At 64.4% G+C, this 26,796-nt stretch carries 25 protein-coding genes; 19 read left to right on the top strand and 6 right to left on the bottom strand.

What is annotated here, in order from left to right; translation table 11 throughout:
* Positions 1-147 precede the first annotated feature (147 nt).
* Positions 148-495 (bottom strand): iron-sulfur cluster insertion protein ErpA, encoded by a 348-nt coding sequence (gene erpA / locus RFM41_RS29275; protein ID WP_041004139.1) that lies wholly within the window; start codon positions 493-495, stop codon positions 148-150.
* Positions 496-565: 70 nt separating this feature from the next.
* Between erpA and RFM41_RS29270 the strand changes: the two genes are divergently transcribed.
* The 12 genes from RFM41_RS29270 to RFM41_RS29215 all read left to right on the top strand — a co-directional run bounded on the left by RFM41_RS29270 (position 566) and on the right by RFM41_RS29215 (position 14,961).
* Positions 566-1,795 (top strand): deoxyguanosinetriphosphate triphosphohydrolase, encoded by a 1,230-nt coding sequence (locus RFM41_RS29270; protein ID WP_320248599.1) that lies wholly within the window; start codon positions 566-568, stop codon positions 1,793-1,795.
* Between the two features lie 61 nt (positions 1,796-1,856).
* Positions 1,857-3,614 carry an arginine--tRNA ligase gene (gene argS, locus RFM41_RS29265; RefSeq protein WP_320248601.1) on the top strand — a complete coding sequence of 586 codons (1,758 nt, stop codon included), beginning with the start codon at positions 1,857-1,859 and terminating at the stop codon, positions 3,612-3,614.
* 103 nt (positions 3,615-3,717) lie between these two features.
* Complete coding sequence (locus tag RFM41_RS29260; protein WP_320248602.1) at positions 3,718-7,191, top strand: SPOR domain-containing protein; 3,474 nt, start codon at positions 3,718-3,720, stop codon at positions 7,189-7,191.
* 133 nt (positions 7,192-7,324) lie between these two features.
* Positions 7,325-8,344 carry a beta-N-acetylhexosaminidase gene (gene nagZ / locus RFM41_RS29255; RefSeq protein WP_320248603.1) on the top strand — a complete coding sequence of 340 codons (1,020 nt, stop codon included), beginning with the start codon at positions 7,325-7,327 and terminating at the stop codon, positions 8,342-8,344.
* 62 nt (positions 8,345-8,406) lie between these two features.
* The gene (locus RFM41_RS29250; protein WP_320248788.1) at positions 8,407-9,207 is read left to right on the top strand and encodes a segregation and condensation protein A; all 801 of its coding nucleotides are present in this window, start codon (positions 8,407-8,409) and stop codon (positions 9,205-9,207) included.
* Complete coding sequence (gene scpB / locus RFM41_RS29245) at positions 9,204-9,959, top strand: SMC-Scp complex subunit ScpB (RefSeq protein WP_320248605.1); 756 nt, start codon at positions 9,204-9,206, stop codon at positions 9,957-9,959. Before RFM41_RS29250 ends, scpB begins: the two co-directional genes overlap by 4 nt.
* A gap of 179 nt (positions 9,960-10,138) precedes the next feature.
* Complete coding sequence (locus RFM41_RS29240; RefSeq protein ID WP_095815328.1) at positions 10,139-10,357, top strand: twin-arginine translocase TatA/TatE family subunit; 219 nt, start codon at positions 10,139-10,141, stop codon at positions 10,355-10,357.
* Between the two features lie 83 nt (positions 10,358-10,440).
* Positions 10,441-11,145 carry a Sec-independent protein translocase protein TatB gene (gene tatB, locus RFM41_RS29235; protein ID WP_320248614.1) on the top strand — a complete coding sequence of 235 codons (705 nt, stop codon included), beginning with the start codon at positions 10,441-10,443 and terminating at the stop codon, positions 11,143-11,145.
* Entirely contained in the window at positions 11,142-12,005 is an 864-nt protein-coding gene (gene tatC, locus RFM41_RS29230; protein ID WP_320248615.1) for a twin-arginine translocase subunit TatC, read from the top strand. The genes tatB and tatC overlap by 4 nt, the downstream gene beginning before the upstream one ends.
* A gap of 204 nt (positions 12,006-12,209) precedes the next feature.
* Complete coding sequence (gene serS, locus RFM41_RS29225; protein WP_320248617.1) at positions 12,210-13,514, top strand: serine--tRNA ligase; 1,305 nt, start codon at positions 12,210-12,212, stop codon at positions 13,512-13,514.
* A gap of 4 nt (positions 13,515-13,518) precedes the next feature.
* Positions 13,519-14,277 (top strand): 5'/3'-nucleotidase SurE, encoded by a 759-nt coding sequence (surE, locus tag RFM41_RS29220; protein ID WP_320248618.1) that lies wholly within the window; start codon positions 13,519-13,521, stop codon positions 14,275-14,277.
* A 30-nt stretch (positions 14,278-14,307) separates the two neighbouring features.
* Positions 14,308-14,961, top strand: a complete 654-nt coding sequence (locus RFM41_RS29215) for a protein-L-isoaspartate(D-aspartate) O-methyltransferase (protein WP_320248619.1) — start codon at positions 14,308-14,310, stop codon at positions 14,959-14,961.
* A gap of 73 nt (positions 14,962-15,034) precedes the next feature.
* Here the strand turns inward: RFM41_RS29215 and RFM41_RS29210 are convergent, their stop codons facing one another.
* Positions 15,035-15,751 (bottom strand): outer membrane protein, encoded by a 717-nt coding sequence (locus RFM41_RS29210; RefSeq protein ID WP_320248620.1) that lies wholly within the window; start codon positions 15,749-15,751, stop codon positions 15,035-15,037.
* Between the two features lie 367 nt (positions 15,752-16,118).
* On the opposite strand from RFM41_RS29210, the gene RFM41_RS29205 reads away from it, so the two are divergent.
* Positions 16,119-17,642 carry a peptidoglycan DD-metalloendopeptidase family protein gene (locus tag RFM41_RS29205; RefSeq protein ID WP_320248622.1) on the top strand — a complete coding sequence of 508 codons (1,524 nt, stop codon included), beginning with the start codon at positions 16,119-16,121 and terminating at the stop codon, positions 17,640-17,642.
* A gap of 101 nt (positions 17,643-17,743) precedes the next feature.
* On the opposite strand, the gene RFM41_RS29200 is transcribed toward RFM41_RS29205, so the two are convergent.
* Complete coding sequence (locus tag RFM41_RS29200) at positions 17,744-18,616, bottom strand: ATP-binding protein (protein WP_320248623.1); 873 nt, start codon at positions 18,614-18,616, stop codon at positions 17,744-17,746.
* Between the two features lie 267 nt (positions 18,617-18,883).
* On the opposite strand from RFM41_RS29200, the gene yajC reads away from it, so the two are divergent.
* From yajC to RFM41_RS29170, 6 genes are all read left to right on the top strand, one after another.
* Entirely contained in the window at positions 18,884-19,222 is a 339-nt protein-coding gene (yajC, locus tag RFM41_RS29195) for a preprotein translocase subunit YajC (RefSeq protein ID WP_320248625.1), read from the top strand.
* 56 nt (positions 19,223-19,278) lie between these two features.
* Positions 19,279-21,834 carry a protein translocase subunit SecDF gene (gene secDF, locus RFM41_RS29190; protein ID WP_320248627.1) on the top strand — a complete coding sequence of 852 codons (2,556 nt, stop codon included), beginning with the start codon at positions 19,279-19,281 and terminating at the stop codon, positions 21,832-21,834.
* 67 nt (positions 21,835-21,901) lie between these two features.
* Positions 21,902-22,291, top strand: a complete 390-nt coding sequence (locus RFM41_RS29185; protein WP_320248630.1) for an Mth938-like domain-containing protein — start codon at positions 21,902-21,904, stop codon at positions 22,289-22,291.
* Positions 22,292-23,152: a phytoene/squalene synthase family protein gene (locus RFM41_RS29180; RefSeq protein ID WP_320248631.1), complete on the top strand. Its 861-nt coding sequence runs from the start codon at positions 22,292-22,294 to the stop codon at positions 23,150-23,152.
* Positions 23,153-23,233: 81 nt separating this feature from the next.
* Complete coding sequence (locus RFM41_RS29175) at positions 23,234-23,659, top strand: hypothetical protein (RefSeq protein ID WP_320248633.1); 426 nt, start codon at positions 23,234-23,236, stop codon at positions 23,657-23,659.
* Positions 23,659-24,609: a sterol desaturase family protein gene (locus tag RFM41_RS29170; RefSeq protein ID WP_320248635.1), complete on the top strand. Its 951-nt coding sequence runs from the start codon at positions 23,659-23,661 to the stop codon at positions 24,607-24,609. Before RFM41_RS29175 ends, RFM41_RS29170 begins: the two co-directional genes overlap by 1 nt.
* A 1-nt stretch (position 24,610) precedes the next feature.
* Here the strand turns inward: RFM41_RS29170 and RFM41_RS29165 are convergent, their stop codons facing one another.
* From RFM41_RS29165 to trmFO, 3 genes are all read right to left on the bottom strand, one after another.
* The gene (locus tag RFM41_RS29165; RefSeq protein ID WP_320248636.1) at positions 24,611-24,754 is read right to left on the bottom strand and encodes a hypothetical protein; all 144 of its coding nucleotides are present in this window, start codon (positions 24,752-24,754) and stop codon (positions 24,611-24,613) included.
* A 150-nt stretch (positions 24,755-24,904) separates the two neighbouring features.
* Complete coding sequence (locus RFM41_RS29160) at positions 24,905-25,207, bottom strand: type II toxin-antitoxin system ParD family antitoxin (RefSeq protein WP_320248637.1); 303 nt, start codon at positions 25,205-25,207, stop codon at positions 24,905-24,907.
* 72 nt (positions 25,208-25,279) lie between these two features.
* A complete protein-coding gene (trmFO, locus tag RFM41_RS29155; protein WP_320248638.1) occupies positions 25,280-26,689 on the bottom strand; it encodes a methylenetetrahydrofolate--tRNA-(uracil(54)-C(5))-methyltransferase (FADH(2)-oxidizing) TrmFO in 1,410 nt (469 codons plus the stop codon).
* Positions 26,690-26,796 lie beyond the last annotated feature (107 nt).

The raw sequence follows: 26,796 nt of genomic DNA, 5'->3' as shown, positions 1-26,796 counted from the left end.
GTTCGGACGAAAGGCGTTCGACGGAGCGGATCGTATTGCCTGCGCTGGCCTTTAGAAAGGCCGTCCGTTCGTATTCCTGCCAAAGCCGGGGGACAGCCACGCGCTTTCCGGTTCGCACCGGTCATAGCCTTGCGAAGTTCCGGTCGATCAGATGGAGAAGCTGGTGCCGCAGCCGCAGGAGGCGACCGCGTTGGGGTTCCTGATCTGGAAGGACTGGCCCATCAGGTCGTCGACGAAGTCGATGACCGAGCCACCCATATAGACCAGCGACAGGTCGTCGATCAGGATGGTGGCGCCGTCCTTCTCGATGGCGACATCGTCATCGTTGCGGTCGCCGACCAGGTCGAATTTGTAGGAAAAGCCGGAGCAGCCGCCACCTTCGACGGAAACGCGCAGCGCCGTCTTGCCCGGTTCGCCGGCGACGATCCTGGCAATCCGCTTTGCCGCGGCATCGGTCATTTCGACCTTCATGGCAGTCTTGGCATCCGCGCCCATCGGCGTCACCTTGCTTTCGGTTCCATATGATAGGTATGAAGCGAGCGGGGCCAAGTCAACTGGTGGATCAATGGGCGAGCAGCAGGGCAAGGGTGCTCTCGGCGAGATCGGGTTCGGCTATCGGCCGCGCGCCGTCTATGCGAGCGATCCGGCGCGCTCGCGCGGGCGCCTGTTCGACGAGCCGGAAAGCCCGACCCGAACGCCGTTCCAGCGCGACCGCGACCGCATCATCCATTCCACCGCCTTTCGCCGGCTGAAGCACAAGACGCAGGTCTTCGTCGCGCATGAGGGCGACCACTACCGCACGCGGCTGACGCATTCCATCGAAGTGGCGCAGATCGCCCGCGCGCTGGCGCGCGCATTGCGCGGCGACGAAGACCTTGCCGAGGCTGTGGCTCTTGTCCACGATTTCGGCCACACGCCGTTCGGCCATACCGGCGAGGACGCGCTCAACGAGAAGATGGCTGCCTGGGGCGGCTTCGATCACAACGCGCAGTCGCTGCGCATCGTCACAAGGCTCGAACGGCGATATGCCGAATTCGACGGGTTGAACCTCACCTGGGAAACGTTGGAGGGGCTGGTCAAGCACAATGGTCCGTTGACCGACGCCAGCGGGAAGGGGCTCAAAGGCCCGGTGCCGCAAGCGATCCGCGATTATTCGCAGCTGCACGACCTCGAGCTCGACCGTTTCGCCGGCATCGAGGCGCAATGCGCCGCGATCGCCGACGACATCGCCTACAACACCCATGACATCGACGACGGCCTGCGCGCCGGCCTGCTGACGCTGGACATGCTGGGGGAAGTTGGCCTGCCTGGCTCGATCCTGAAGAGCGTGCGTGCCAAGTATCCTCAGCTCGACGATGTCCGCACCGGCCATGAGCTGATGCGCCGTCAGATCACACTGATGGTCGAGGATGTCATCGCATCGACCACCGCCAATATCGAGCGTCTGAAACCGGACAGCGCCGACGCGGTGCGCGCGGCAGGCGAGACCCTGGTGACGTTCTCGACAGGCATGGCCGCGGCCGAAAAGGAATTGAAGGCTTTCCTCTACAAGCATCTTTACCGGCATCCGGAAGTGATGCGGGTGCGGGCGGATGCCGAGCGTATCGTGCGCGAGCTGTTCGACGTCTATTTCGCCGATCCGCGCGCCATGCCCGATGGCTGGCGCGAGGGGCTCGACAGGGCCGAGGATCGCATCAAGGCGCGCAGCGTCGCCGACTTCCTGGCCGGCATGACCGACACTTATGCCTTGAAGGAACATCGGCGTCTGTTTGACCATACGCCCGATTTGAGCTAGGGCGAGCCTCGATTTTGCCGGCCGTTGGGCCGGTCGCCACTTAAAGCCCAGAGCACTTCCAATGAATATCTTCGCCGATTTCAACGCGCGGATCGTAAAGGCCGTCGAAGCCCTTGACCTGAAGGACAAGGAGGGGGCTGCGCTCGACCTGTCGCGTATCGCGGTCGAGCCGCCGCGCGACGCCAGTCATGGCGATCTCGCCACCAATGCGGCGATGGTGCTGGCCAAGCCCACCGGACAGAACCCGCGCGCGCTTGCCGAGAAGCTCGCAGAAGCGCTGCGGGGCGACGCCGATATTGCCTCGGCCGAGATCGCCGGGCCGGGCTTCGTCAATCTCAGGCTCAAGGACGCGTTCTGGCACACGCATCTGGCGGCGTTGCTCGGCGAGGGGCGCAACTATGGCCGCTCGACCATCGGCGGCGGCCGCAAGGCCAATGTCGAATATGTCTCGGCTAACCCGACCGGCCCCATGCATGTCGGCCATTGCCGTGGCGCCGTGGTCGGCGACACGCTTGCCAATCTGATGGCCTTCGCCGGCTACGACGTGACCAAGGAATATGTCATCAACGACGCCGGTTCGCAGATCGACGTGCTTGGCCGTTCGGCGTTCCTGCGCTACCGCGAGGCGCTCGGCGAAGCTATCGGCGAGATTCCGCCCGGCCTCTATCCGGGCGACTATCTGGTCCCCGTCGGCCAGGCACTGGCCGAGGAGTTCGGCCTCGGCCTGCTGGAGATGCCGGAGGACGAAGCGCTGGCGATCGTCAAGGATCGCACGGTCGACGCGATGATGGCGATGATCCGCGAGGATCTGGCGCTGCTCAACGTGCATCACGACGTGTTCTTCTCCGAGCGCACGCTGCATGCCGACAACGCCAAGAAGATCCGGGCGGCAATCGCCGACCTGACGCTCAAGGGGCACATCTACAAGGGCAAGCTGCCGCCGCCCAAGGGCGAGAAGCCGGATGACTGGGAAGACCGCGAGCAGACGCTGTTCCGCTCGACCGCGGTCGGCGACGACATGGACCGGGCGCTGGTCAAGTCCGACGGCTCGTTCACCTATTTCGCCGCCGACGTCGCCTATCTCAAGGACAAGGTCGAGCGCGGCTTCGTCGATCTCATCTATGTGCTCGGCGCCGACCATGGCGGCTATGTCAAGCGGCTCGAGGCGCTGGCGCGGGCGGTTGCCGGCGATACGGTCAAGCTCACCGTGTTGCTTTGCCAGCTCGTCAAACTGTTCCGCGACGGCGAGCCGGTCCGGATGTCGAAGCGGTCCGGCGATTTCGTCACGCTGCGCGACGTGGTGGAGGAGGTCGGCCGCGACCCGATCCGCTTCATGATGCTTTACCGCAAGAACGACGCGCCGCTCGATTTCGACTTCGCCAAGGTGACCGAGCAGTCGAAAGACAATCCGGTGTTCTACGTGCAGTACGCGTCGGCGCGCTGCCACTCCGTCTTCAGGCAGGCGAGCGAGCAGCTGGGCGAGGCGAATTTCGACCGCAACCGGCTCGTGGCCTCGGTGGTCGCGCTGACCGACGAAGGCGAAATCGCGCTGATCCGGAAGCTGGCTGAATACCCGCGGCTGATCGAGTCCGCGGCGCTTTCGCTGGAGCCGCACCGGCTCGCTTTCTACCTTTACGATCTGGCTTCCGGCTTCCATGCACAGTGGAATCGCGGCCACGATAATCAGGACTTACGTTTTGTTAAGGTTAACGACCGAGAATCAACCTATGCCAGACTAGGGCTGGTGCAGGCTGTTTCGGATGTTTTGACCTCCGGCCTGACGCTGATCGGGGCAGACGCGCCCACTGAAATGCGTTAGGTTTAACTAAAAAACCTGTCACCTTTTGCCCACATTGCGCTGGTAAGGGCCAACCCTGCGCGACGTCCATGGCGTCCGACTGTGTGCGAGTTCGGGAACAATAATGGCAGACAGAACCCCGCTGAAAGTAGCCGACCATAACGACATCGCCGCCGACGATCCGTTCGCGGAATTGACCCGGATCATGGGTTTCGACCCACGCCAGCCGGTGAGGCAGCCGGCCCCCGCGGTCGAGAAGGCCATGCCGGCCAATCAGGCTGCGGAAGCTGACGATTTCGACATCGACCTCGAGAAGGAGTTGATGGGCGAGTTCGATTCCGTCGAGGAAAGCGCGCCCGTCGCTCAGCAGGCCGCACTGCATCAGATCAGCAATGAGCCGACTTTCGAGGCTGCCAGCGCCGCCGCGAACGACGACGAGCTTACCGCATCCTTCGAGCAGGATTTCGTGTTCGACGACGCGGCGGATCATGCCGAGTTCGCCGTGGCCCGCGCGCCAGAGCCGCATTTCGCGCCGGAGCCGGAAGTCGCGCCGGAGGCACATTTCGCATCTGAGCCGCATTTCGCGCCGGAGCCACAAGAAGCTCCCGAGCCGGAAGTCGCTTTCGACGATGACTTCGACAAGGCGGTCGCCAGTTCGCTGGATGTTTCGCCGCTCGAAGACGAGCTTCCGATCGACCAGGAGATGGCGGCTTCGCTGGACGAGGATTTCCTGCTCGACCATCAAGAGTCCGCCAATCTCGACTATCAGGAGCCGGCTGACGCCCGTCAGGACGCCGTCGAAGCCGTGCAGGCTGCGAGCGAGGAAGCGTTCGACGCCGATTTCGGCAATGCGGTCCAGATGTCGCTCGAAGACGAGCTGTCGTTTGAGAGCCACGAGCCGGAGCAGCAAGCGCAGGTCGTCGAGCCGGTCGAAGCTCATCCAGCCGCCCCGCTGATTTCCGAGGACGATTTGGCCGGTCATTTCGACCAGGCGATGGCCGACGTCGATATGGATCCCGGCCAGGATCAGGATATTCAGGAGCCGGAGCTGTCGCTTGGCGACGAGCCGGCGCCGATGGCCGAGGCGCCGATGGAGGCGACCCATTTTGCCGCTGAGCCGGAGTTCGCCGCTTCCGAACCCACCGCCGCGCTTTCCCTTGAAGACGATTTCGAACTGAGCTTCCGCGATGCGCTGAACGACGAGCCGCAAGCTCCGGTCGTCGAGCCCGTTGCCGCGCCGCAACCGGCCGCGGTTGAGCCGGCTCCCGCCGTGGCTGCCCCGGTGCCGCCGGTCGCCGCCGTTGAGCCGGTGAAACCAGCCGCCAGCGAGCGTAGCCTGGAGGACGAGCTCAATGCGCTGCTCGGCGCCATGACCGCGCGGCCGATGCCGGTCGTCAAGGAGCCTGCTCCCGCCCTGCGGCTGGTTGCGGAACCTGCGAGGCACGCCGGCGGACATGCGGCGGCTGACGATCTCGACTGGGATCTCGACGAGCACCAGCCGGCGCAGAACGGGCAGGGCGGTCAGCCGGTCGAGAGCGACCTCGACGACCTGCTCGCCAGCGAGCTCGACCGCCAGGATTTTGCGGCCCCGGCTAAGATCGAGTCTTCCAAGGCAGAGCCTTCGAGGACCGAACCGGGCGCTGATTTCGACGACGACGCCTTCGGCGCTGCTTTCGCCCAAAGCATCGAGGCCGAGCAGGAGGTCGCCACCCGGGCGAAGTCTCCGGCAAATTCGTCTGATTGGGTGCATTCGACGCCCGCGGAGCAGGCAAGGTCGTGGAGTCGCTCGACCCCGACCGCAGCTCCCCCGACGCAGGCTTCGTTCGCCGCGCAGCCGGCGCCCTCGGCACCGGTGCAGCCAGCGCCCCCGGCACCCGTGCAGGCAGCACCTTCGGCGCCGGTGCAGATGGCCGCGCCTGCCTATCGAAGCGAACCGGCAGTGGATTATTCCGCCTACGCCAAGCCGACGCCTTCGTCGCAGGCTCGCCGGCATGAGGACGTGCCGGATGTGGAGACCGTCGATGTGCCGGAGCGCGTGGTCGCGCTCGCGGATGACCTCGACATTCCGGAGCTCAGCTTCGAGGAGGACCAGCCAGCGGCGCCCGCTTACGACGATCTCGATGCGGAGTTCGCGAGCCTGCTAACCGACATGAACGCGACGGAGATCGCATCGGCGCCCGTGCAAAACCGCGGCTATGACGACGAATCCTACAATGCCGGCTTCAACGGCTACGACCGTCGCGACTTGCGCGCCGAAGCTCCGGCGGCTCCGGTGGCCCCGGCTTCGTTCGCCGTCGCCAATGATTACGACGCCGACGACGTGCCGGGCAGCCGGCCGGTTTCGCAGGCGGAGGATTTCGCCACCGATGAGCTGGACTACGATCCCGAGCTCGAGGAAGCGATGGCGATCCCCGGACTTGCCGAGCGCGAGGCGGCGCAGCCGCGCCGTCGCGGCATGATGATCGGAGCGCTCGTCGGTGCCGTGGTGGTTCTCGGCGGCCTTGGCGCGCTGGCCTTCTCCTTCGGCGGCAAGGGCGGTAGCGAGGCTCCAGTGATCGTCAAGGCCGACAATTCGCCGATCAAGGTGAAGCCCGAAAATCCGGGCGGCGCTGTGGTGCCGAACCAGGACAACAAGGTCTATGACGCGGTGGCCAAGGGCGGCGGCGCGGCCAAGCCGGCCGAGCCGGTGCAGCAGAAGCTGGTGAACACCACCGAGCAGCCCGTGGATCTGGCCTCGAAGGAACCGCCGGCGAGCCGCGTTGTCGATCTTTCGCCCAATGACAACAATGCCGCGGCCGGCACTGGCGCCACCGACGATCCAGCCGCAGCGTTGCCCGGCGTCGCGCAAGCAGCTGTGCCCGGAAGTGCGCAGCCTGCCGCTCCGGCAAGCGCGCAGCCGGCAGCACCGGCGCCAAAGTCGGAAGACCGCATCGCCCAGGTGCTGCAGCAGGATGCCGACAACACCGCCAACAACAACGACGTCGCCGCCGTCGCTCCGCGCAAGGTGAAGACCATGATGGTCAAGCCTGACGGCTCGCTGGTGCCGCGCGAGGACCCGGCTCCGGCTGCGCCGAAAGTCGCGGCGGCCGAGCCGAGCGATCCGGCGCCGCAGCATGTCGCGTCGGCCTCCGACGGGCAGCAGACGGGAACCGTGGCTTCCGACGCGGATCAGGCGGATGCGCCTGCCGTCAAGCCGGCGAAGCCCGCCAAGAAGGCCGAAGCCAAGGCGCAGTCGACCAACACGCCGGCGGTCGTCCCGGTGGCGCCGGCGCGTCCGTCCGACCAGCCGGTCGATATCGTCGGCGAGGTCAAACCGGACCAGGTCGCTTCCATCGACTCGACGGCAGCCGCCGGCGGCTCGTGGTCGATGCAGATCGCTTCGCAACCGACGGTCGAAAGCGCGCAGTCGACCTATCAGGACCTGCAACGCCGTTATGGCAGCGTGCTCTCCGGACGTACCGCCAACATCGTCAAGGCTGAGGTCACGGGTAAGGGCACCTTCTACCGTGTCCGCGTCCCGGCCCAGTCGCGCAACGATGCGATCAACCTTTGCACCAGCTACAAGGCGGCCGGCGGCAACTGCTTCGTATCGCGCTAACGGGATCAAGGTCTCTCAAGCCGGCGCCGCCGAAAGGCCGCGCCGGCTTTTCGTTGTGGACGGTGGTGGGCTTTGGATCGTCAGTGGCTGGGGGTGATTCCCTTTGCCCGGCCAAAGCCTTAAGCTTCCGTCTATGAGCGAATCAAAATCCATGATCCTCGGCTGCGCCGGGAAATCCCTCACCGAAGACGAAATCCGCTTCTATCGGGATGAACGCCCCTGGGGCTTCATCCTGTTTGCGCGCAACATCGGCGAAGCCGGACAGATACGCGACCTTGTCGCCGCGATGCGTGACAGCGTCGGCCGCCCGGACGCTCCGATCTTCATCGACCAGGAAGGCGGCAGGGTGCAGCGCCTGCGTCCGCCGCTGGCGCCGAACTATCCGGCCGGCGGGGCGCTTGGCGCGCTGTGGCGCGACGATCGCGAGGCCGGCCGCCGCGCCGCCTGGCTGATGGCGCGGCTGCATGCCTTCGATCTCTCGCGCCTCGGCATCACCGCCGACTGCCTGCCAGTGCTCGACGTTCCGGTCGAAGGCGCCAGCGACGTCATCGGCGCGCGCGCCTATGGCAAGGAGCCCAATGCCGTGATCGAGCTCGGCCGCGCCTCGGCCGAGGGATTGATGTCGGGCGGCGTGCTGCCGGTGATGAAGCATATTCCCGGCCACGGCCGCGCCTTTGCCGACACGCATTTCGCGCTGCCAACCGTCGATACGCCACTCGAGGAGCTCAGCTGGCATGATTTCGCCCCGTTCAAGGCACTCAGGGAACTGCCGATGGCGATGACGGCGCATGTGGTCTACAGCGCCATCGACCCTGACAATCCGGCGACGACATCGGCCAAGGTCGTCAATCAGGTGATCCGCGGCGAGATCGGCTTCGACGGGCTGCTGATGAGCGACGACACTTCGATGAAGGCACTTTCTGGGGATTTCCCGACAAAGGCGGCCTCGATCCTTGCGGCCGGCTGCGATCTCGTCCTTCACTGCAACGGCGTTTTCAAGGAGATGTCCGGGATCGCGTCGCGCACGACGGTGTTGTCGGGCAAGTCCTTGCAACGCGCGGAGCGGGCGCTGACCTATATAAAGGATCGCGACGTCGCCGACGAAACGGCGATACGCGCGGAATTTGCCACCTATTTCGAAGCGGTGGCCTGAACCGAAGGGACGAAAGGCAAGTGGCGGAGACATTGGAAGGCAAGGCCGCGAAGGCCGCACCGATGGACCGTCTGTGGGCCGAGAACGACGATTCACGCCTGACAGGCGATCCCTCGCTGGTCGTTGACGTGGCGGGTTTCGAAGGCCCGCTCGATCTTCTCTTGCATCTTGCCCGCAACCAGAAGGTCGATCTGGCGCGCATTTCGATCCTGGCGCTTGCCGAGCAATATCTGGCCTTCATCGAGAAGGTGCGAGCGCTGAGGCTTGAGCTCGCCGCCGATTATCTGGTGATGGCAGCATGGCTCGCCTTCCTGAAGTCGAAGCTCTTGATCCCGAAACAGCCGGGCGAAGAGGGTGAAAGCGGCGAAGAACTGGCGGCGGTGCTGCAATTTCGGCTGAAGCGCCTTGAAGCCATGCGCGACGCCGCGGCGCGGCTGGTCAACCGCAACCGGCTCGGGCGCGACGTCTTTGCGCGCGGCATGCCGGAAATGGTCATTATCGAGAAGCGCAACAGCTTCTCGGCTTCGCTCTACGATCTGCTCACCGCCTACGCGCAGCAGCGCCAGAAGCAGGCCATCAACAATGTGACGATCGCCCGGCGCGCCGTGTGGTCGCTGAAGGATGCGCGCGAGGTGCTGGCAAGGCTGGTCGGCACGGTCGGCGACTGGACTGCGCTCGACAGCTTCCTGATCGAATATCTGGCGGCGCCGGAAGAGAAGCGCACGGCGATCGCCAGTTCCTTCGCGGCGACGCTCGAAATGGTGCGCGAGGGTAAATTGGAAGTGCGGCAGGAACAGGTGTTCGCGCCGATCTATCTGCGCGGCCGCGCGCAAGGGGTAAGGGCAGTCGAGGTGGTATCATGAGCGAACGCGCCAACGCTTCGGTCATCCCGTTCAAGGTCGAGGACGAGCCGGAAGACGAGATGGCCGAGCAGGGTTCCATCGAAAACCCCGCCGAGCGGCTGCAATTGTCGGAAGCCGTGCGCATGGCCGAGGCGATCATTTTCGCCAGCGCCGAGCCGGTGAGCGAAAAGCAGCTTGCCGCGCGCCTGCCCGACGGCGTCAACATCGCCGCCGCGATGGCGGACCTGCAGGAAATCTATGCCAAACGCGGCGTCAACCTGGTGCGGGTCGGCGATGCCTGGGCCTTCCGCACCGCGGGCGACCTGGCTTTCCTGATGAACCGGGACTCCGTGCAGCAGAGAAAGCTCTCTCGCGCGGCGCTCGAAGTGCTGGCGATCATCGCCTACCACCAGCCGGTCACGCGGGCCGAAATCGAAGACATCAGAGGCGTGGAGACCTCCAAAGGCACGCTCGACACGCTGCTCGAAACGGAGTGGGTCAGGATGCGCAGCCGCCGCCGCACGCCCGGACGGCCGGTGACCTATGGCACCACCGACGCTTTCCTCGATCATTTCGCGCTTGAGGAAATCCGCGATCTGCCCGGCATGGAAGAGCTGAAGGGCGCCGGCCTGCTCTCGACGCGCATGCCGGCCAACTTCTCGATGCCGGTGCCGCCGGCCGACCCGGATGCGCTCACCGAGGACGAGGATGCGTTGACCGATATCGACCTCGAGGAACTCGGGCTGCTGACCCCGCGCGTCACGGAAGAGTGACAACGAAACCGGCGCGAATGGTTTATTAGCAAGGCCTGCGCGGATTCGTAGCAAGGTGCTCACGCCGAAAGTGCGTGACATCCGCTAGCCATTTTATCAACTTCATTGCGGTTGTGTTTGAATCCCCGAGCGAAAACGCATAGATCATCGCCAGGGAAAACATTCGAGAGAGAATAGCAATGGGTTCATTTTCGATTTGGCACTGGATGATCGTGCTGGTCATCGTGCTTCTGGTGTTCGGCCGCGGCAAGATCCCCGAGCTGATGGGCGACATGGCCAAGGGCATCAAGAGCTTCAAGAAGGGCATGGCCGACGACGACGTTGACGACAAGCGTACCGTCGAGCACCGCGCTGACGAGACTGTTTCGCCGGGCAAGGAAAAGGTCAGCAAGAGCTGATCCCGTTTGTTGGTTTGAGCATGCCGTTGTCCCAAAACCGCTTCGCATATGCGGGCGGCATGCACGCGTCGGAATAGATTGTCATGTTCGAAGTCGGTTGGAGCGAACTGCTGGTGATCGCGGTCGTCATGATCGTGGTCGTCGGGCCCAAGGATTTGCCCAACATGCTGCGCACCTTCGGCCGCACCGCGGCGAAGTTGCGCGCCATGGCCGGCGACTTCCAGAAGCAGTTCAACGAAGCGCTGAAGGAAGCTGAGCTCGACGACGTGAAGAGCTCGATCGACAGTCTTCGCAGCCTCAATCCGATGAACGAGGTGCGCAAGCAGCTCAATCCGTTCGAGCAGGCAGCGGCCGATGTGCGGGCCGGCGTCGATACGATGATGAAGCCCAAGCCGGCTGCCGATCCGGCGGCGCCGGCAGCGGAGACGCCACAAGCCGCCGAGCCGCTCAAGAACGGCGCGACGGACATGCCCGGCGTCAACGGAGCCGAAGCTGCCCCGGCTACCCCGATCTTCCCCGCCATGACCGACGCCTCCGTCACGGTTTCGGAGGCGCCCGAGGCGGCCAAGCCCGCGAAAAAGACCGCGACCGCCAAGGCCAGGACGGCCGGCGCCGCGGCGAAAACGGCAACCGCGTCAAAGGCGCCGGCTGCAAAAGCACCGGCCAAATCCGCGCCGGCACGGGTCAAGGCCGCCGCGCCCAAGGCTGAGGCGAAGCCTGCCGCGGCCAAGAAGCCCGCGGCCAAGAAGACAACCGACACCAAGAAGACGGCGGGGGCCGCCAAGTGAGCGTAACGGACAAGGAGAGGGAAGAGATCGAGAAATCGTCGGCCCCGCTGATCGAGCATCTCATCGAGCTGCGCCGCCGCCTGATTTGGTCGCTGGGCGGCTTTTTCATCGCCTTTCTCGTCTGCTTCTTCTTCGCCAAGCGCCTGTTCAACCTTCTGGTCATCCCGTTCAAATGGGCGACGCAATGGGCGGGGCTCGATCCGCACAAGGTCGAGCTGATCTACACGGCGCCGCAGGAGTTCTTCTTCACCCAGGTGAAGCTCGCCATGTTCGGCGGCATGGTGATCGCCTTCCCGCTGATCGCCACGCAGATCTACAAGTTCATCGCGCCCGGCCTCTACAAGAACGAGCGCAGCGCCTTCCTGCCGTTCCTGATCGCTTCGCCCATCCTGTTCCTGTTGGGCGCATCGCTGGTCTATTTCTTCTTCACCCCGATGGTGATGTGGTTCTTCCTGGCGATGCAGCAGGTGGGCACCAACGACCAGGTGCAGATTTCGCTGTTGCCGAAGGTTTCGGAATATCTCAGCCTGATCATGACGCTGATCTTTTCCTTCGGCCTGGTGTTCCAGCTGCCGGTGGTGACCAGCCTTTTGACGCGCGTCGGGCTGCTGTCGTCGCAGGCGCTGGCCGAGAAGCGCAAATGGGCGATCGTGCTTTCCTTCGTCGTCGCCGCGGTGCTGACGCCGCCGGATCCGATGAGCCAGTGCGGCCTCGCCATCCCGACCATCATCCTCTACGAGGTCGCCATCTGGTCCTCGCGCATGATCGAGCGCAGCCAGGCGCGCGACCGTCTGGAGCGCGAGCAGGCGGAGGCGGGGAGCTCGGTCGCGAGCAACACGCCGGACGCCCCGTCGACGTAAGTCGCCAAAGCCGGAAAATCGCGGCGGTGCGCCTACCCGCCGTCTTGCATCGATGGCGGATGCGGTTTACCCCCTCGATCCTTAAAGCGCGCCGCGCTGAAACGGATTCAAGCGACGCGCTTTAAGTCTTAGCTTTGATGCATGTCGTTGCCCCAGAACCGCGGCACACTTCTGGGCGACATGCATGACTTTTGAGGATCGACCATGCTTGACATCAAATGGATTCGCGACAACCCGAGGGCCCTTGTCGAGGCGCTGGTGAAGCGCTCGTGGTCGGCGGGCGAGGCGCAGTCCACGGTCGACGATCTGGTCGCCAAGGACGAGGCGCGGCGTTCGCATCTGAGCGAACTGCAGGTCAAGCAGGAGCGCCGCAATGCCGCCTCGAAGGAGATCGGCAACGCCATGCGTTTGGGCGATTCCGCACTTGCCGAAAAGCTCAAGGGCGAAGTCAGCGACATCAAGGCGTTCATCCAGGACGGCGAGGCGCGCGAGCGCGAGCTCGACAAGGCGCTGAACGACGCGCTCGCGGTGCTGCCCAACGTGCCGCTGGACGACGTGCCGGTCGGCAAGGACGAGCATGACAATGTCGTCAAGCGCATCGTCGGCGAGGTGCCGACGCGCCCGAACTGGGTGAAGGAGCATTTCGAGATCGGCGAGGCGCTCGGCATGATGGATTTCGAGCGCGCGGCGAAATTGTCTGGCGCGCGTTTCACCGTGCTGAAGAGCCAGCTGGCGCGCATGGAGCGCGCGCTCGGCCAGTTCATGATCGACCTGCACACTACCGAGCACGGCTATGAGGAGATCATCCCTCCGCTGATGGTGCGCGACGAGGTGCTGTTCGGCACCAACCAGCTGCCGAAATTCGAGCTCGACCTGTTCTTCACGCCGCATGGCGACAGTCGTCTCGGCCTGATCCCGACGGCCGAGGTGCCGCTGACCAACCTCGTGCGCGAGGAGATCACCGCGCATGAAAAGCTGCCGCTGCGCTACACAGCCCTGACGCCGTGCTTCCGCTCCGAAGCGGGCTCGGCCGGCCGCGACACGCGCGGTATGCTGCGCCAGCACCAGTTCTACAAGGTCGAGCTGGTCTCGATCACCGACCAGGAAAGCTCGATCGCCGAGCATGAGCGCATGACGCAATGCGCCGAGGAAGTGCTGAAGCGGCTCGGCCTGCCGTTCCGCACGGTCACGCTCTGCACCGGCGACATGGGTTTCGGCGCGCGCAAGACCTATGACATCGAGGTTTGGCTGCCGGGACAGAACGCCTATCGTGAAATCTCGTCCTGCTCGGTCTGCGGCGATTTCCAGGCCAGGCGCATGGATGCCCGCTACAAGGACAAGGACGGCAAGGGCAATCGCTTCGTCCACACGCTGAACGGCTCGGGCACGGCCGTCGGCCGCGCTCTTATTGCTGTCATTGAAAACTACCAGAATGAGGATGGCAGCGTAACCATTCCTGAAGTGCTGCGGCCTTACATGGGTGGTCTCGCCAAGATCGAAGCGAAGTGACGTGATGCGCATTCTCCTGACCAATGACGACGGCATCCACGCCGAAGGGCTGGCGTCGCTCGAACGCATCGCGCGCACGCTGTCGGACGATGTCTGGGTGGTGGCGCCCGAGCAGGACCAGTCCGGCTATGCGCATTCGCTGTCGATCTCGGAGCCGCTCAGGCTGCGCAAGATCGGCGAGAAGCATTATGCCGTGCGCGGCACGCCGACCGATTGCGTCATCATGGGCACGAAAAAAATCCTGCCCGGGCCGCCGGACCTGATCCTGTCCGGCGTCAATTCCGGCGCCAACATCGCCGACGATGTCACCTATTCCGGCACTGTCGCCGGCGCCATGGAGGGCGCGCTGCTCGGCGTGCGCTCGATCGCGGTGAGCCAGGCCTATTCCTATGTCGGTGAGGATCGCGTTGTGCCTTACGAGACGACCGAGGCGCTGGCGCCGGCGCTGCTCAAGCGCCTGGTGGAGACGCCGCTGCCTGAAGGCGTGCTGCTCAATGTCAATTTCCCCAACTGCGCGCCTGACGAAGTGGAGGGCACCGTCGTCACCTCGCAGGGCAAGCTGGTGCACAGCCTCTGGGTCGACGAGCGGCGCGACGGGCGCGGCCTGCCTTACTACTGGCTGCGCTTCGGCCGCGAGCCGGCCGAAGGCAGGAAGGGCACGGACCTTTATGCGATGCGCAACCGGCTCGTCTCGGTGACGCCGTTGCAGCTCGACCTCACCGCCCACGAGCTCCGCGACCAGCTGACCAAGGCGCTGTCATGAACAAGGCATGGGCATGAACACGGTTTTGGCATGAACACGGGCATCGACGATCGCGAAGGTTTCGCCGCTTTCCTGCTCAGGCTGCGGGGCAGGGGCACAGCGCCGAAGGCGCTGGTCGCCGCCTTCGAGGCGACGCCGCGACGCGGTTTCCTGTCGGCCCAGTTCCATGCGCTCGCCTGGTCGGACGGCATGCTGCCGATCGAATGCGGCGAGGCGATCGAAGGCGCCGATCTGCAGGCGGCGGTGATCGCCGCGCTCCACATCGAGCCGGGCAACCGCGTGCTCGAGATCGGCACAGGCTCCGGCTACACGGCCGCAGTCATGTCGCGGCTCGCGGCGCGCGTCATCACCATCGACCGCTACAAGACGCTGATCGAGCAGGCAAAGCAGCGTTTCGAGGCGCTCGCCATCACCAATGTCATCGTCCGCCAGGCCGATGGCTCGAATGGCCTGCCCAATGAAGGGCCGTTCGACCGTATCGTCGCCTGGGCGGCCTTCGACAGCCTGCCGCGCTTCCTGCTCGACCAGTTGTCGAGCGGCGGCGTCGTCATCGCGCCGATCGGCCCGGAAGAGGGTGAGCAGGTGCTGGCCAAGCTCACCAAGGTCGGCAGCCGCTTCGAGCGCGAGGACATCGGCATGGTCAGGCTGCAGCCTATCCTGCGCAGCGTCGCCGCGGTGATCTGAAGCCGTCCCGGTCTGAACGCTGCTTTTTGTGGGTCAAGAGTAGTTGAGCTGCGCAGCGCCTTGTGGTCGGCAGTCACCCATTCCAGTGGTAATTCAGATGTAAGCCAACCAGGTCGACGCCTTGGCTGATCTTGTCCCTTCCGAAAAGCCCGCCGCCAGGGACCGTCGTGAAAGTGATGGTCTTGTCGGGCATGAACAGATGATCATACTCGACCGCGAGCGACCAGTTCGGCGTGATACCATATTCGAGACCGGCGCCCAAAGCGCCGCCCCAACGGGTGCGATCTCCTGCATCGCCAACTAACGTCGCGGGCGGGGGGAAGGCCGACCCCGTGTAGACATCGAAGTGGTTGCCGGTCACGGCCGCGCCACCTTTGACGTAAACAAGGGCATTGCTGAAGCTGTAGCCGACCTGCGCCGTCAACAAGCCATACCACTTCACGTGGGATCGGTCGTTGAAGAAGGGGATGGGAAAAACAGTGCTGTCGTTGGAGCCCTTCAGATCAGCCCAGTTGCCCTGCGCTTCCAGGCCGAGCACCCAATTGTTGCTCTGCCAGCGATAGCCGAGTTGCGCCCCGACTGAGCCGCCGGTGGCATTATGGCAGCCTTCGCTGCCAAAGACCCCATCCCAACAAGAATGACTCGACCCCCAGCCGCCATTGGCGCCGATATAGACGCCGCTCCAATCGTAGCTCGCGGCAACAGGCGTTTCGATGAGATCGGCGGCGGATGCGGGCGCGGCAGCACCCAGGGCAGCGGCAAACGCCGCCGCGACGAGACAATATTTCATTGAAGGACCCTCCCAAGCGTCGCCACGCTACCGGAACTCAATCCGGAAATCCCGTGACCTTGCGGCAACAGTCGGGAATATTTGAATCCAAGCTATACTGCGTTGCCTGGGCCGACCATTTCGATGTTCGGAGATTGAAGTTGCTCTCGGCCTGGCAGTGAGGCGAAGCCGGCGGTTTAGAAAGCCAGCCGCGGATCTGCCGGAAAGCCGGCCCGATCGCGTCGCCGTCGCCCGGATTTTGGCCTCGCCAAAATTTCCGCCAATGTTTTAAGAAAATTTTCGCCGGATTCTAATGGGTTAACCGGCCAGTAACATTAACGCGCTTTAATCATGGCCAGTTTGTACCGGGTCTGTGCGGGTTAATGCGATGCAATTCAATCACTTGAAGGCAAACAGACGCAATCTGGCGCGCGGTTGCGCTGTCCTGATGATTGCCGGCGCGGCGGCCGGGTGCAGTTCCCAGTCGATGCGCTTCAACGGTGTCGACGATGTCTTCACATCGTCCACCAACAATCAGCGCGCCATCATCAACAAGCAGAGTGTCGACCAGCCCTATCCGGGCGACACGGTCGCGCCGGCGCCGGTCGACGGCACCCACACCCAGTCGGTGAGCCGTTCCAGCCTCGAGCCGGTCACGGCGCAGCAATTGCCGCCTCCGTCGGCGCCCGCCCCGGCAAAGCCGATGCGAACCGCTTCGGCTCCCGTCCTCGCGCCCGCTCCGGCGCTTGCCCCCGCGCCGCATCTCGACAGGACGGCCACCGGCACCGTTGCCGCGGCCAAGCCGTTCAAGACCGCCGAGCCCGACGCCGTGCGCAATGCGAGCGCTGCGCCGCACGCCACCGAAATCGTGGTGCGGGACGGCGAGACGCTTTCGGGCCTGGCGGCGCATTACCATGTGCCGGCCGATGCCATCGCCAAGGTCAACGGGATCGATCCGAAGAAGGGCATCCGTAGCGGCCAGAAGATCGTCATCCCCGCCTATGCCTATTCGAGCAAGGCGGAGCCGAAGGTCGCCGAAGGCAAGCCGACGAACACGCCGAAGCAGCCCGCTCCGGAGAAGGTCGCTGTGCTGCCGCAGCAGCCCAAGGTCAAGGGCGGCAAGGCGGCCGCCCAGGTCGATACGTCGGCTGCGGCCGCGGGTTCCAAGAATCCGAAGCCCGCGCCGCAGATGGCCGAGGCAAAGCCGGCCGGCGCAGGCGGCACCTATACGGTGCAGCAGGGCGACACGCTGTCGTCGATCGCCAGGAAGACCGGCGTCGGTACAACGGCGCTGAAGCAGGCCAATGGCATGAAGGACGGCCTGCTAAAGATCGGCCAGACGCTCAAGGTTCCGGCCGGCGGCACCGTTCAGGTCGCGTCCGCCAAGCCCGCGGCGGCACCCAAGCCGGCTGTCGACCCGGTGACGACGGCAACGACGCCGCCAGCGGCCAAGACCACCGAGACGCTCGCCTCCTATACGCCGCCGAAGAAGGACGCCAAGGTCATCCAGCAGGCCGAGGACGACGATGCGGCGGCACCCGGCGCGACCGGCATCGGCAAGATGCGCTGGCCGGTGCGCGGCCGCGTGATCTCCAGCTTCGGCTCCGGCAAGGACGGCGTCGACATCGCGGTGCCGGAAGGAACACCGATCAAGGCAGCCGAGAATGGCGTCGTCATCTATGCCGGCGACGGCCTCAAGGAGTTCGGCAACACCGTGCTGGTGCGGCACGAGAATGGCCTGGTCACCGTTTACGGCCATGCGAGCTCGATCGAGGTGCAGCGCGGCCAGAAGGTCAAGCGCGGCCAGGAGATCGCGCTCTCCGGCATGAGCGGCACCACCGACTCGCCCAAGCTGCATTTCGAAGTGCGCAAGAACTCGGCCCCGGTCGACCCGTCGGGCTATCTCGAATAGAACAAGAACAATTGCGGGCCGCCTGACCTCCAGTCCGGCCCGCCGTCTTCAGCCCGTTCCGCGAGGAGCGGGCTTTTTCAGTTGCGGGCGAGGGGAGCTGCTCAGTCCTTCAGCGGTTTGCCGAGGCGGCCGGCGAGGTCCTGGGTGAACTGCCAGGCGACGCGGCCGGAACGGCTGCCGCGCGTGGTTGCCCATTCCAACGCCTCGGCGCGCAGCTGCTCGGGATCGATCGTCAGGCCGTGATAGCGGACATAGCCGTCGATCATGTCGAGATATTCGTCCTGCGAGCATTTGTGAAAGCCGAGCCAGAGGCCAAAACGGTCGGATAGCGAGACTTTTTCTTCCACCGCTTCCGACGGATTGATGGCGGTCGAGCGCTCATTGTCGATCATGTCGCGCGGCAAGAGATGGCGCCGGTTGGACGTGGCGTAGAAGATGACGTTGGTGGGCCGGCCCTCGACGCCGCCTTCGAGCGCAGCCTTGAGCGACTTGTGGGAGGTATCATCATGGTCGAAGGAGAGGTCGTCGCAAAACAGGATGAACCGATAAGGCGCCGCCTTCAGGAGACCCATCAGCTTGGGCAGCGTATCGATGTCCTCGCGGTGGATCTCGATCAGCTTCAGCGGCCGGTCGAGCTTGTCGGAGGCGTTGACCGTGGCATGCACGGCCTTGACCAGGGAGGATTTACCCATGCCGCGCGCGCCCCACAAAAGCACGTTGTTCGCCGCATAGCCGGACGCGAAGCGCTCGGTGTTGTCGAGCAGGATGTCGCGCACGCGGTCCACGCCGCGGATCAGGCCGATATCGACGCGATTGACCTTGCGCACCGGCTCCAGAAAGCCGGGTTCCGCCTGCCAGACGAAGCAGTCGGCGACGCCGAGATCGGTCTGCGGAACCGGCGGCGGAGCGAGGCGGGAAACCGCCTCGATCAGGCGGTCGAGTTTCTTGTTCAATGCGTCCAGGCTGTCGGTCATTTGGGGTCTTTTTTGTTGTGCTATTTCAGCGTGTGGGAGCAGCTTCGATGACATTGCTGCAAGAACCAGGTCCAAGCTTTTGTTGGAGCATGATCTTTTCGGTGGCCTCGAAGCGGCTTCCGCTGCGACGCTCTAGCACGCCGCAAACGGCTGGAAAAGCAACGGATTGGGCTTGCAGCGCAGTTGCATTGGCAACTTTACCGACTATATTCCGGCCAAATTTTCGCGGGCGGCCGCGGCGGAATTTCACCATCCAGGAGTTTCTTGATGTTCGTTACACCGGCATACGCCCAGGGCGTCGGCGCTTCGCCAGACATGTTCATCTCGATTTTGCCGTTTGTCCTGATTTTCGTGATCATGTATTTTCTGATCATCCGGCCGCAGCGCGCGCAACTGAAGAAGCGCCAGGAGATGCTCTCGGCGGTGCGACGCGGCGATACGGTGGTGACCGGCGGCGGCTTTGTCGGCAAGGTGACCAAGGTGATCGACGACAATGAGCTGGAGATCGACCTTGGCGGCGGAACCAAGGTGACGGCGCTGCGCTCGACGATCTCGGAGGTGCGCGTCAAGGGCGAGCCGGTGGCGAACCAGAACGCCAAGAAGTAACCCTAACCCTCGATGGCGGAACGCTGCCGCTTGTACGCCTGAACGGATAAGAACGAATGCTCTATTTCTCGCGCCTGAAGATGATGCTGATCTGGCTCGCCGTGGCCATCACAGTGATCCTCGCCGCGCCCAATCTCTTCCCGGCAAGCATGCTGGCGCAATTGCCGAGCTGGGTGCCGAAGCGGCAGATGACGCTCGGCCTCGACCTTCAGGGCGGCTCGCACATCCTGCTCGAAATGAATCAGAACGATCTGATCAAGGACAGGATGGAGACGACGCGCGACGAGATCAGGACGCTGCTGCGCGACGCCAACCCGAAGATCAACTATACCGGCCTATCCGGCTCCGGACGCACCGTGCAGGTGCGCATCACCGACCCGACGCAGCTCGACCAGGCCAAGAAGGTCTTGAAGCCGCTGACCGATCCGGTTGCCGCCGGCCTGTTCAGCGGCGGTTCCATCCAGGAAATGGCGCTCGATGATTCCGAGCCTGGCCTGCTCAAGTTCACGGTTACCGACGCCGGCCTGAAATATCGCACGTCGACGGCGCTGACGCAGTCGATCGAAGTGGTCGAACGGCGCGTCAACGAGCTCGGCACGACCGAGCCGATCGTGCAGCGCCAGGGCGACGACCGCATCCTGGTGCAGGTGCCGGGCCTGCAGGACCCGCAGCGGCTGAAGGAAATCCTCGGCCAGACCGCGAAGCTGACCTTCCAGATGGTCGATCAGTCGATGCCGGTGCAGGACGCGCTGAAGGGCCGTCCGCCGGCCGGCTCTTCCGTTCTCTATTCCCAGGACGATCCGCCGGTTCCCTATCTGATCGAGAACCGCGTCATCGTTTCGGGCGAAAACCTGGTCGACGCGCAGGCGACCTATAATTCGCAGACCAACGAACCCGTCGTTTCGTTCCGTTTCGATTCCAAGGGCGCCACCCGCTTCGGCCAGGCGACGTCGCAGAATGTCGGCAGGCTGTTCGCCATCGTCCTCGACAACCAGGTGATTTCGGCGCCGCAGATCCGCGAGCCGATCCTTGGCGGCACCGGCCAGATCTCGGGCAATTTCACGCCGCAGAGCGCCAACGACCTTGCCGTGCTGCTGCGCGCCGGCGCGCTGCCGGCGACGCTGACGGTGATCGAAGAACGCACCGTCGGTCCGGGCCTCGGCCAGGACTCGATCCATGCCGGCAAGGTCGCCGGCATCATCGGCTCGATCCTCGTCGTCGCCTTCATGTTCGTCGCCTATGGCTTCCTCGGCTTCCTCGCCAACATCGCGCTCGCGGTCCACGTGGCGATGATCGTGGCCGTGCTGTCGCTGCTGGGCGCCACGCTGACCTTGCCCGGCATTGCGGGTATCGTGCTCACCATCGGCATGGCGGTGGACTCCAACGTTCTGATCTACGAGCGCATCCGCGAGGAGCGGCGAAACGGCCGCTCGGTGATCCAGGCGATCGATACCGGCTTCTCCAAGGCGCTGGCGACGATCGTGGACTCCAACGTCACCTCGCTGATCGCCACCGTGGTGCTGTTCTGGCTGGGCACCGGTCCGGTCAAGGGTTTTGCCATCACCTACGCGATCGGCATTCTGACCACGGTCTTCACCGCTTTCACCTTCACGCGCATGCTGGTGTCGATCTGGCTGCGCCGCGCCCGGCCGAAGGAACTGCCGCGTGCGCCGGTCACCTTCATTCCGCCGGGCACCAAGATCCCGTTCATGGGCATCCGCCGCTGGACCTTCGCTTTGTCCAGTCTGTTGTCGATCCTGTCGGTCGTCGGTTTCCTGACCATCGACATCAATTACGGCATCGATTTCAAGGGCGGCTCGATGATCGAGGTGCAGTCCAAGAAGGGCGACGCCGATCTCGGCGACATCCGCAACAGGCTGTCCGAGCTCAACATCGGCGAAATCCAGGTGCAGCAGTTCGGCGCGCCGAACGACGTCTTGATCCGCGTCGGCACGCAGGCCGCCGGCGAGAATGCCGAGCAGACCGTCATCGACAAGGTGCGGGGCGAGCTGCAGGATCAATATGATTTCCGCCGCGTCGAAGTTGTTGGCCCGACGGTGTCCGGCGAACTTGCCAAGCAGGGCACGATCGCCATGCTGATCGCGCTGGTCGGTATCCTGCTCTATGTCTGGTTCCGCTTCGAATGGCAGTTCGCGGTCGGCGCCATCGTCGCCACGGTGCACGATGTGGTGATGACGATCGGCTTCTTCGTTCTGACGGGGCTGGAGTTCAACCAGTCGTCGCTGGCGGCGATCCTGACCATTATCGGCTACTCTTTGAACGACACGATCGTCGTCTATGACCGCGTCCGCGAGGATCTTCGAAGATACAAGAAGATGCCGCTGCCGCAGCTCTTGAACAACGCCATCAACGAGACGCTGTCTCGAACCACGCTGACGTCGGTCACCACTATCCTGGCCCTGCTCGCGCTGGTGCTGTTCGGCGGCGAGGTGATCCGCTCCTTCACGATGGCAATGCTGTTCGGCGTGATCTTCGGCACCTACTCGTCGATCTTCATCGCCGCGCCGCTGCTGATCCTGTTCCGGTTGCGGCCGCAGGCCGCGACCGAAGAGGAGAAGAAGCCGGTGAACGGCAAGGCCGTGGCGACCTGACGTCGCCAAGGCCGGATGATGTCGTCCGAAAACCGCCCTGCACTTTTCGGCATCATGCTCTAGACCCATGGCCAAAGGCATCATCATCCGCGAGGCGCATTTCCCCGGCAAGGCGCCGATCGAGGCCTATGGCAATGGCGGCTTCCGCTTTGCCGACATGTCGCATCGCGGGTCGCTTCTCGTCCTGCCGTCGGGCATCCATGGCTGGGAGCCGGCCGATCCGCTGGCGCTGAAGGCCTCGGACTTCGACAAGTTGTTCGCCGAGGCCGGCAGAGTGGAGATCCTGCTGGTCGGCATGGGCAAGGATTTGCGGCCGCTGCCTGCGGCTTTGCGCGCCGCGCTCAAGGAGGCAGGCATCTCGGCCGACCCGATGTCGACGGGAGCGGCGGTGCGCACCTACAATGTGCTGCTCGCCGAAGACCGCGCCGTCGCCGCCGCGCTGATCGCCGTCGATTGAATGGCCGCCGCTTCCGACATCGTGACGGGCGACATCGTCATGGATGCGGTGCGCGCCGCCGACCATAACCGGTACCTGTCGGCGCTCTACGCGCCGGCCGACAAGCGCGACGCACTGCTTGCGCTCTACGCCTTCAACGCCGAAATCGCCAGCGTGCGCGATCGCATCCACGAGCCGCTGCCGGGCGAGGTCAGGCTGCAGTGGTGGCGCGATGTCATCATGGCCGACGGGGATGCCGAGACTGGCCACCCGACCGCCGATGCGCTGCGCGCGACGATCGCTGCCCACCATCTGCCGAAGGCTGCCTTCGACAACATGCTAGAGGCGCGCATCTTCGATCTCTACGACGATCCGATGCCGTCGCGGACCGACCTCGAGGGCTATTGCGGCGAGACGGCCGCAGCGCTGATCCAGCTGGCGGCGATGGCGCTCGATCCGGTCGCGGCGTCGGGCTTCGCCGAACTGGCGGGGAGAGCCGGTTGCGCGCAGGCCATCGCCGGTCTGCTGCTTCTGCTGCCGCTGCATCGTCGGCGCGGCCAATGCTACGTGCCCACCGACATCCTGGCAGCCGCCGGCACGACACCGGAGGAGTTCGTCAAAGACGGCGGCGCCGCCGCGGAGCGCGCGGTCGCTGCGATGATCGCGCTGGCGCGGGAACATCTCAACGCCTTCGAGAAAGGTGCGCCGACGCTTCCCGTTGCGCTGCGGCCTGCCTTCCTGCCGCTGGCGCTGACGCGCGCCTATCTCGACAAGATGGAGAAGACGGGCAGGTCACCGCTCACCGCGACGGCGACGCTCTCCACCTTGCGCCGGCACTGGCTGCTCTTGCGTCATGCAATGCGGGGCTGGGCGCCCCTTTGACGTAAACGTCAATTGTGCTAGGGGTTCTGTCGTGCGGACTCGCATCGAAGAAATGCGGGCCGCCGGAGGAGCCGTCTTTCCATGAGCCTGCCAGTCCTGGTCGTCCTTGTCGTGTTCGGCATCGCGCTGTCGGTCGCTGCCGTGCATTTCACCGGCGGCACGACAACCGCGACGCTTGCCGGCGCCGATCAAGCGCTCGCGCGCTTTGCCGAGGATTTTCCCGACGAGAGGCCGGGCGTCGTCTGGCTAACCGCCGACAATCGCACTGCGTTCCTTGAGCTAGGTCCGCAGCGCTGTGGCATCGTCCAGAGCATCGGCGACTGTTTTCTGACGCGCATCGTCACGCCGCACGACATTCTGGCGGTGACCACGGAAGGGACCGCAGTCTCGGTGCGGCTCAATGATTTCACCTGGAAAGGCGGCAATTTCGTCTTTGCCGACGAAGCCGGCGCGCTGGCCGTGGCGGCGGCATTGCAGGGCCATGAGCGGATCCGAAAGGCGGCGTGATGGACGAGTACAATTTCCCCCAGGTCACCCAGCTTGCGATCCCGTTCTTCGTTGCGGCGATCCTGATCGAGCTGTGCCTGGTGCGCACAGGCCGCGCCAAGGGATCGTTCGAAACGCGCGACACGTTGGCCAGCCTGATGATGGGGACCGGCAATGTCGTCGCCGGCCTGCTGCTCGGCGTCGTGTCCTACTGGGCGCTGCTCTGGCTTTGGCAGTTCCGCTTCTTCAATCTCGGCCTGTCGATCTGGGTGTTTGTCGCCGCCTTCCTGCTCGACGACCTGCGCTACTATGTCTATCACCGCATCGCGCACCGGGTGCGCTGGGTGTGGGCCGAGCACGTCAACCACCATTCCAGCCAGCACTACAATCTCTCGACGGCGCTCCGGCAGAGCTGGACCGGCCTATTCACCTTCACCTTCATCCTGCAGGCGCCGCTGGTGCTGCTCGGCTTCCATCCGGCGGTGATCGCCTTCGTCTTCGGCTTCAATCTGGTCTGGCAGTTCTGGATCCACACCGAGACGATCGGCAAGACGTGGGACTGGTTCGAATTCATCTTCAACACGCCCTCGCACCACCGCGTCCATCACGCCACCAATCCGCGCTATCTCGATGCCAATTTCGCCGGCACGCTGATCATCTGGGACCGCATGTTCGGCACCTTTGTCGAGGAGCTGGAGGAAGACAGGCCGCGCTACGGCATCGTCAAGAACCTCGGCACCTTCAACCCGCTGAAGGTGGCGTTCCACGAATGGATCGGCATGTTCAAGGATGCGCTGGCGCCCGGGCTGACGCCCGGTCAGCGCGTCAACTATCTCATCCAGCCGCCGGGCTGGAGTCATGACGGCTCGCGCGACACGTCGGAGACGCTGAAGGCTGCCTATGTGCGGAGGAATCCGAGAGAGGCGGGAAAGCCGGGATTGCCGGCGGCGAGGGCGGAGCCGGCGGAGTAATTCAGGACGGCTCGCTGCCGCCGCGTATCATCGCTTCGTAGTCGCGACCGCCGTAGAAGACATTGACGATGAATATTGCATCGCCTTCGACGACATAGGCGATGACGGCGGAATGCTCGAACGGAACCGTCCGTAATCCCGGCATGATGTCGTCGCGGGCACGGCCACCGCAAGGAACGTTGCCGATACCGCGGCAGCGCTCCTCTATCCGATCTACAAAGCCGCGATGTTTTCGCTTCCGCTGTTCTCCAGGATATAGGCGGCAATGGCTTCGAGATCGGCTATGGCCGCTTCGCTAAGAACGACGGCGAGACGCTGAATCATCACTGTCTCGCGCCAGTTGCGAAATCCGGCTCTTTACCCTGTGGATCGCCTCGTCGAGTGGAACAGCAGGCCTCTTATCCTCAAGCGACGCCTTCACCCGCGCTCTGATCGAGGCCATGCGTTCCGCATGCTCTTCCTCTTCGCGCTGGAAGGCCCGCAGCGCCGCGCGGATGACTTCGCTTGCCGAGCCGTAGGAGCCGTCATCGACCTTTTCGCGGATCATGCGCGCCATGGCTGGCGTGACGGTGATGGACAATTTCTCGGCGGATTCCATGGCATGCCTCCGTGCCTATAAAGTGGGATATTATCCTACTTTATAGGGGTCGTCCAACAGTGGCCGAAAAGCCTACTCTGCCGCCTCGGCCCGTTCGGGCAACCCCAGCCACTGGCGGCAATCGGCCAGCGCGCGCGAGGTGATGGCGTGGCGCTTGGCGACGGTCTTGTCCTTGCCGCGCAGGCGCTTGCCTTCGACCTTCGGCGCTTCTACCGGCGGGAACAGGCCGAAATTGACGTTCATCGGCTGGAAGGAGCGTTTGCCGGGCTCGTCGTCGGAGACGATGTGACCGCCGGTGATGTGGTTGAGCAATGCGCCGAAAGCCGTGGTCGAGGGCGGCAGCGAAGGCGCCTGGCCGAGCCGTTCGGCGGCGGCGAAGCGGCCGGCAAGCAGGCCGATCGCCGCGCTTTCGACATAGCCTTCGCAGCCGGTGATCTGGCCGGCAAAGCGCAGACCCGGGCGCGATTTGAGCTGCAGCGAGGGATCGAGCAGCGTCGGCGAGTTGATATAGGTGTTGCGGTGCAGGCCGCCGAGCCGCGCGAAGTCGGCGTTTTCAAGCCCCGGAATGGTGCGGAAGATGCGCACCTGCTCGGCATGCTTCAGCTTGGTCTGGAAGCCGACCATGTTGTAGAGCGTACCCAGCGCATTGTCCTGGCGAAGCTGCACCACCGCATAGGCCTTGACCGTCGGATTGTGGACGTTGGTGAGCCCCATCGGCTTCATCGGGCCATAGCGCAATGTCTCGACGCCGCGCTCGGCCATCACCTCGATGGGCAGGCAGCCATCGAAATAGGGCGTGCCTTCCCATTCCTTGAACTCGGTTTTTTGCCCCTCCAGCAGCGCCCCTACGAAGGCAAAGTACTGCTCCTTGTCCATCGGGCAGTTGATGTAGTCCTTGCCGGTGCCGCCGGGGCCGACCTTGTCGTAGCGCGACTGGAACCAGGCCGTGTTCATGTCGATCGTGTCGAAATGCACGATCGGCGCGATGGCGTCGAAGAAGGCGAGCGCATCGGCGCCGGTGGCTTCGGCGATCGACTGGGCAAGCGAGGGCGCCGTCAGCGGACCGGTGGCGACGATGGCCTGGTCCCAATCCTTGGGCGGCAGTCCGGGCACTTCCTCGCGCTGGATGGCGATCAGCGGATGCGCTTCGATCTTCGCGGTGACCGCATCGGAAAAGCCGTCGCGGTCGACCGCCAGCGCGCCGCCCGCCGGAACCTGGTTGGCGTCGCCGGCGCTCATGATCAGCGAGCCGGCAAGCCGCATCTCGGCATGCAGCAGGCCGACGGCATTGTTTTCGGCATCGTCGGAGCGGAAGGAGTTGGAGCAGACCAGCTCGGCCAGGCCGTCGGTCTTGTGCGCGTCGGTGCCGCGCACCGGGCGCATTTCATGCAGCACGACCGGAACGCCGGCTTCAGCGATCTGCCATGCGGCTTCGGAGCCGGCGAGGCCGCCGCCGATGACATGTACGGGATTTTTGCTCATGAGCGCCGGAATAGTCGCTTGGCGACGCGATTGCAATTGCCGGCTGAGAACGCACGCGGCCGGTGCCAATGCCAGAAACAACAACACCCGCCGGGGGAGGAGGTCCG

The organism is Mesorhizobium vachelliae, assembly GCF_033977325.1.
In the GTDB taxonomy this organism is placed as follows: domain Bacteria; phylum Pseudomonadota; class Alphaproteobacteria; order Rhizobiales; family Rhizobiaceae; genus Mesorhizobium; species Mesorhizobium vachelliae.
Note: the sequence above shows the minus strand (reverse complement) of the source record. Positions and strands in the feature narration are given on the sequence as shown.

Coding starts and splice junctions, on each gene's coding strand:
- erpA (WP_041004139.1), bottom strand. CDS start 495: ATGGGCGCGGATGCCAAGACTGCCATGAAGGTCGAAATGACCGATGCC.
- RFM41_RS29270 (WP_320248599.1), top strand. CDS start 566: ATGGGCGAGCAGCAGGGCAAGGGTGCTCTCGGCGAGATCGGGTTCGGC.
- argS (WP_320248601.1), top strand. CDS start 1,857: ATGAATATCTTCGCCGATTTCAACGCGCGGATCGTAAAGGCCGTCGAA.
- RFM41_RS29260 (WP_320248602.1), top strand. CDS start 3,718: ATGGCAGACAGAACCCCGCTGAAAGTAGCCGACCATAACGACATCGCC.
- nagZ (WP_320248603.1), top strand. CDS start 7,325: ATGAGCGAATCAAAATCCATGATCCTCGGCTGCGCCGGGAAATCCCTC.
- RFM41_RS29250 (WP_320248788.1), top strand. CDS start 8,407: ATGGACCGTCTGTGGGCCGAGAACGACGATTCACGCCTGACAGGCGAT.
- scpB (WP_320248605.1), top strand. CDS start 9,204: ATGAGCGAACGCGCCAACGCTTCGGTCATCCCGTTCAAGGTCGAGGAC.
- RFM41_RS29240 (WP_095815328.1), top strand. CDS start 10,139: ATGGGTTCATTTTCGATTTGGCACTGGATGATCGTGCTGGTCATCGTG.
- tatB (WP_320248614.1), top strand. CDS start 10,441: ATGTTCGAAGTCGGTTGGAGCGAACTGCTGGTGATCGCGGTCGTCATG.
- serS (WP_320248617.1), top strand. CDS start 12,210: ATGCTTGACATCAAATGGATTCGCGACAACCCGAGGGCCCTTGTCGAG.
- surE (WP_320248618.1), top strand. CDS start 13,519: ATGCGCATTCTCCTGACCAATGACGACGGCATCCACGCCGAAGGGCTG.
- RFM41_RS29215 (WP_320248619.1), top strand. CDS start 14,308: ATGAACACGGGCATCGACGATCGCGAAGGTTTCGCCGCTTTCCTGCTC.
- RFM41_RS29210 (WP_320248620.1), bottom strand. CDS start 15,751: ATGAAATATTGTCTCGTCGCGGCGGCGTTTGCCGCTGCCCTGGGTGCT.
- RFM41_RS29205 (WP_320248622.1), top strand. CDS start 16,119: ATGCAATTCAATCACTTGAAGGCAAACAGACGCAATCTGGCGCGCGGT.
- RFM41_RS29200 (WP_320248623.1), bottom strand. CDS start 18,616: ATGACCGACAGCCTGGACGCATTGAACAAGAAACTCGACCGCCTGATC.
- yajC (WP_320248625.1), top strand. CDS start 18,884: ATGTTCGTTACACCGGCATACGCCCAGGGCGTCGGCGCTTCGCCAGAC.
- secDF (WP_320248627.1), top strand. CDS start 19,279: ATGCTCTATTTCTCGCGCCTGAAGATGATGCTGATCTGGCTCGCCGTG.
- RFM41_RS29185 (WP_320248630.1), top strand. CDS start 21,902: ATGGCCAAAGGCATCATCATCCGCGAGGCGCATTTCCCCGGCAAGGCG.
- RFM41_RS29180 (WP_320248631.1), top strand. CDS start 22,292: ATGGCCGCCGCTTCCGACATCGTGACGGGCGACATCGTCATGGATGCG.
- RFM41_RS29175 (WP_320248633.1), top strand. CDS start 23,234: ATGAGCCTGCCAGTCCTGGTCGTCCTTGTCGTGTTCGGCATCGCGCTG.
- RFM41_RS29170 (WP_320248635.1), top strand. CDS start 23,659: ATGGACGAGTACAATTTCCCCCAGGTCACCCAGCTTGCGATCCCGTTC.
- RFM41_RS29165 (WP_320248636.1), bottom strand. CDS start 24,754: ATGCCGGGATTACGGACGGTTCCGTTCGAGCATTCCGCCGTCATCGCC.
- RFM41_RS29160 (WP_320248637.1), bottom strand. CDS start 25,207: ATGGAATCCGCCGAGAAATTGTCCATCACCGTCACGCCAGCCATGGCG.
- trmFO (WP_320248638.1), bottom strand. CDS start 26,689: ATGAGCAAAAATCCCGTACATGTCATCGGCGGCGGCCTCGCCGGCTCC.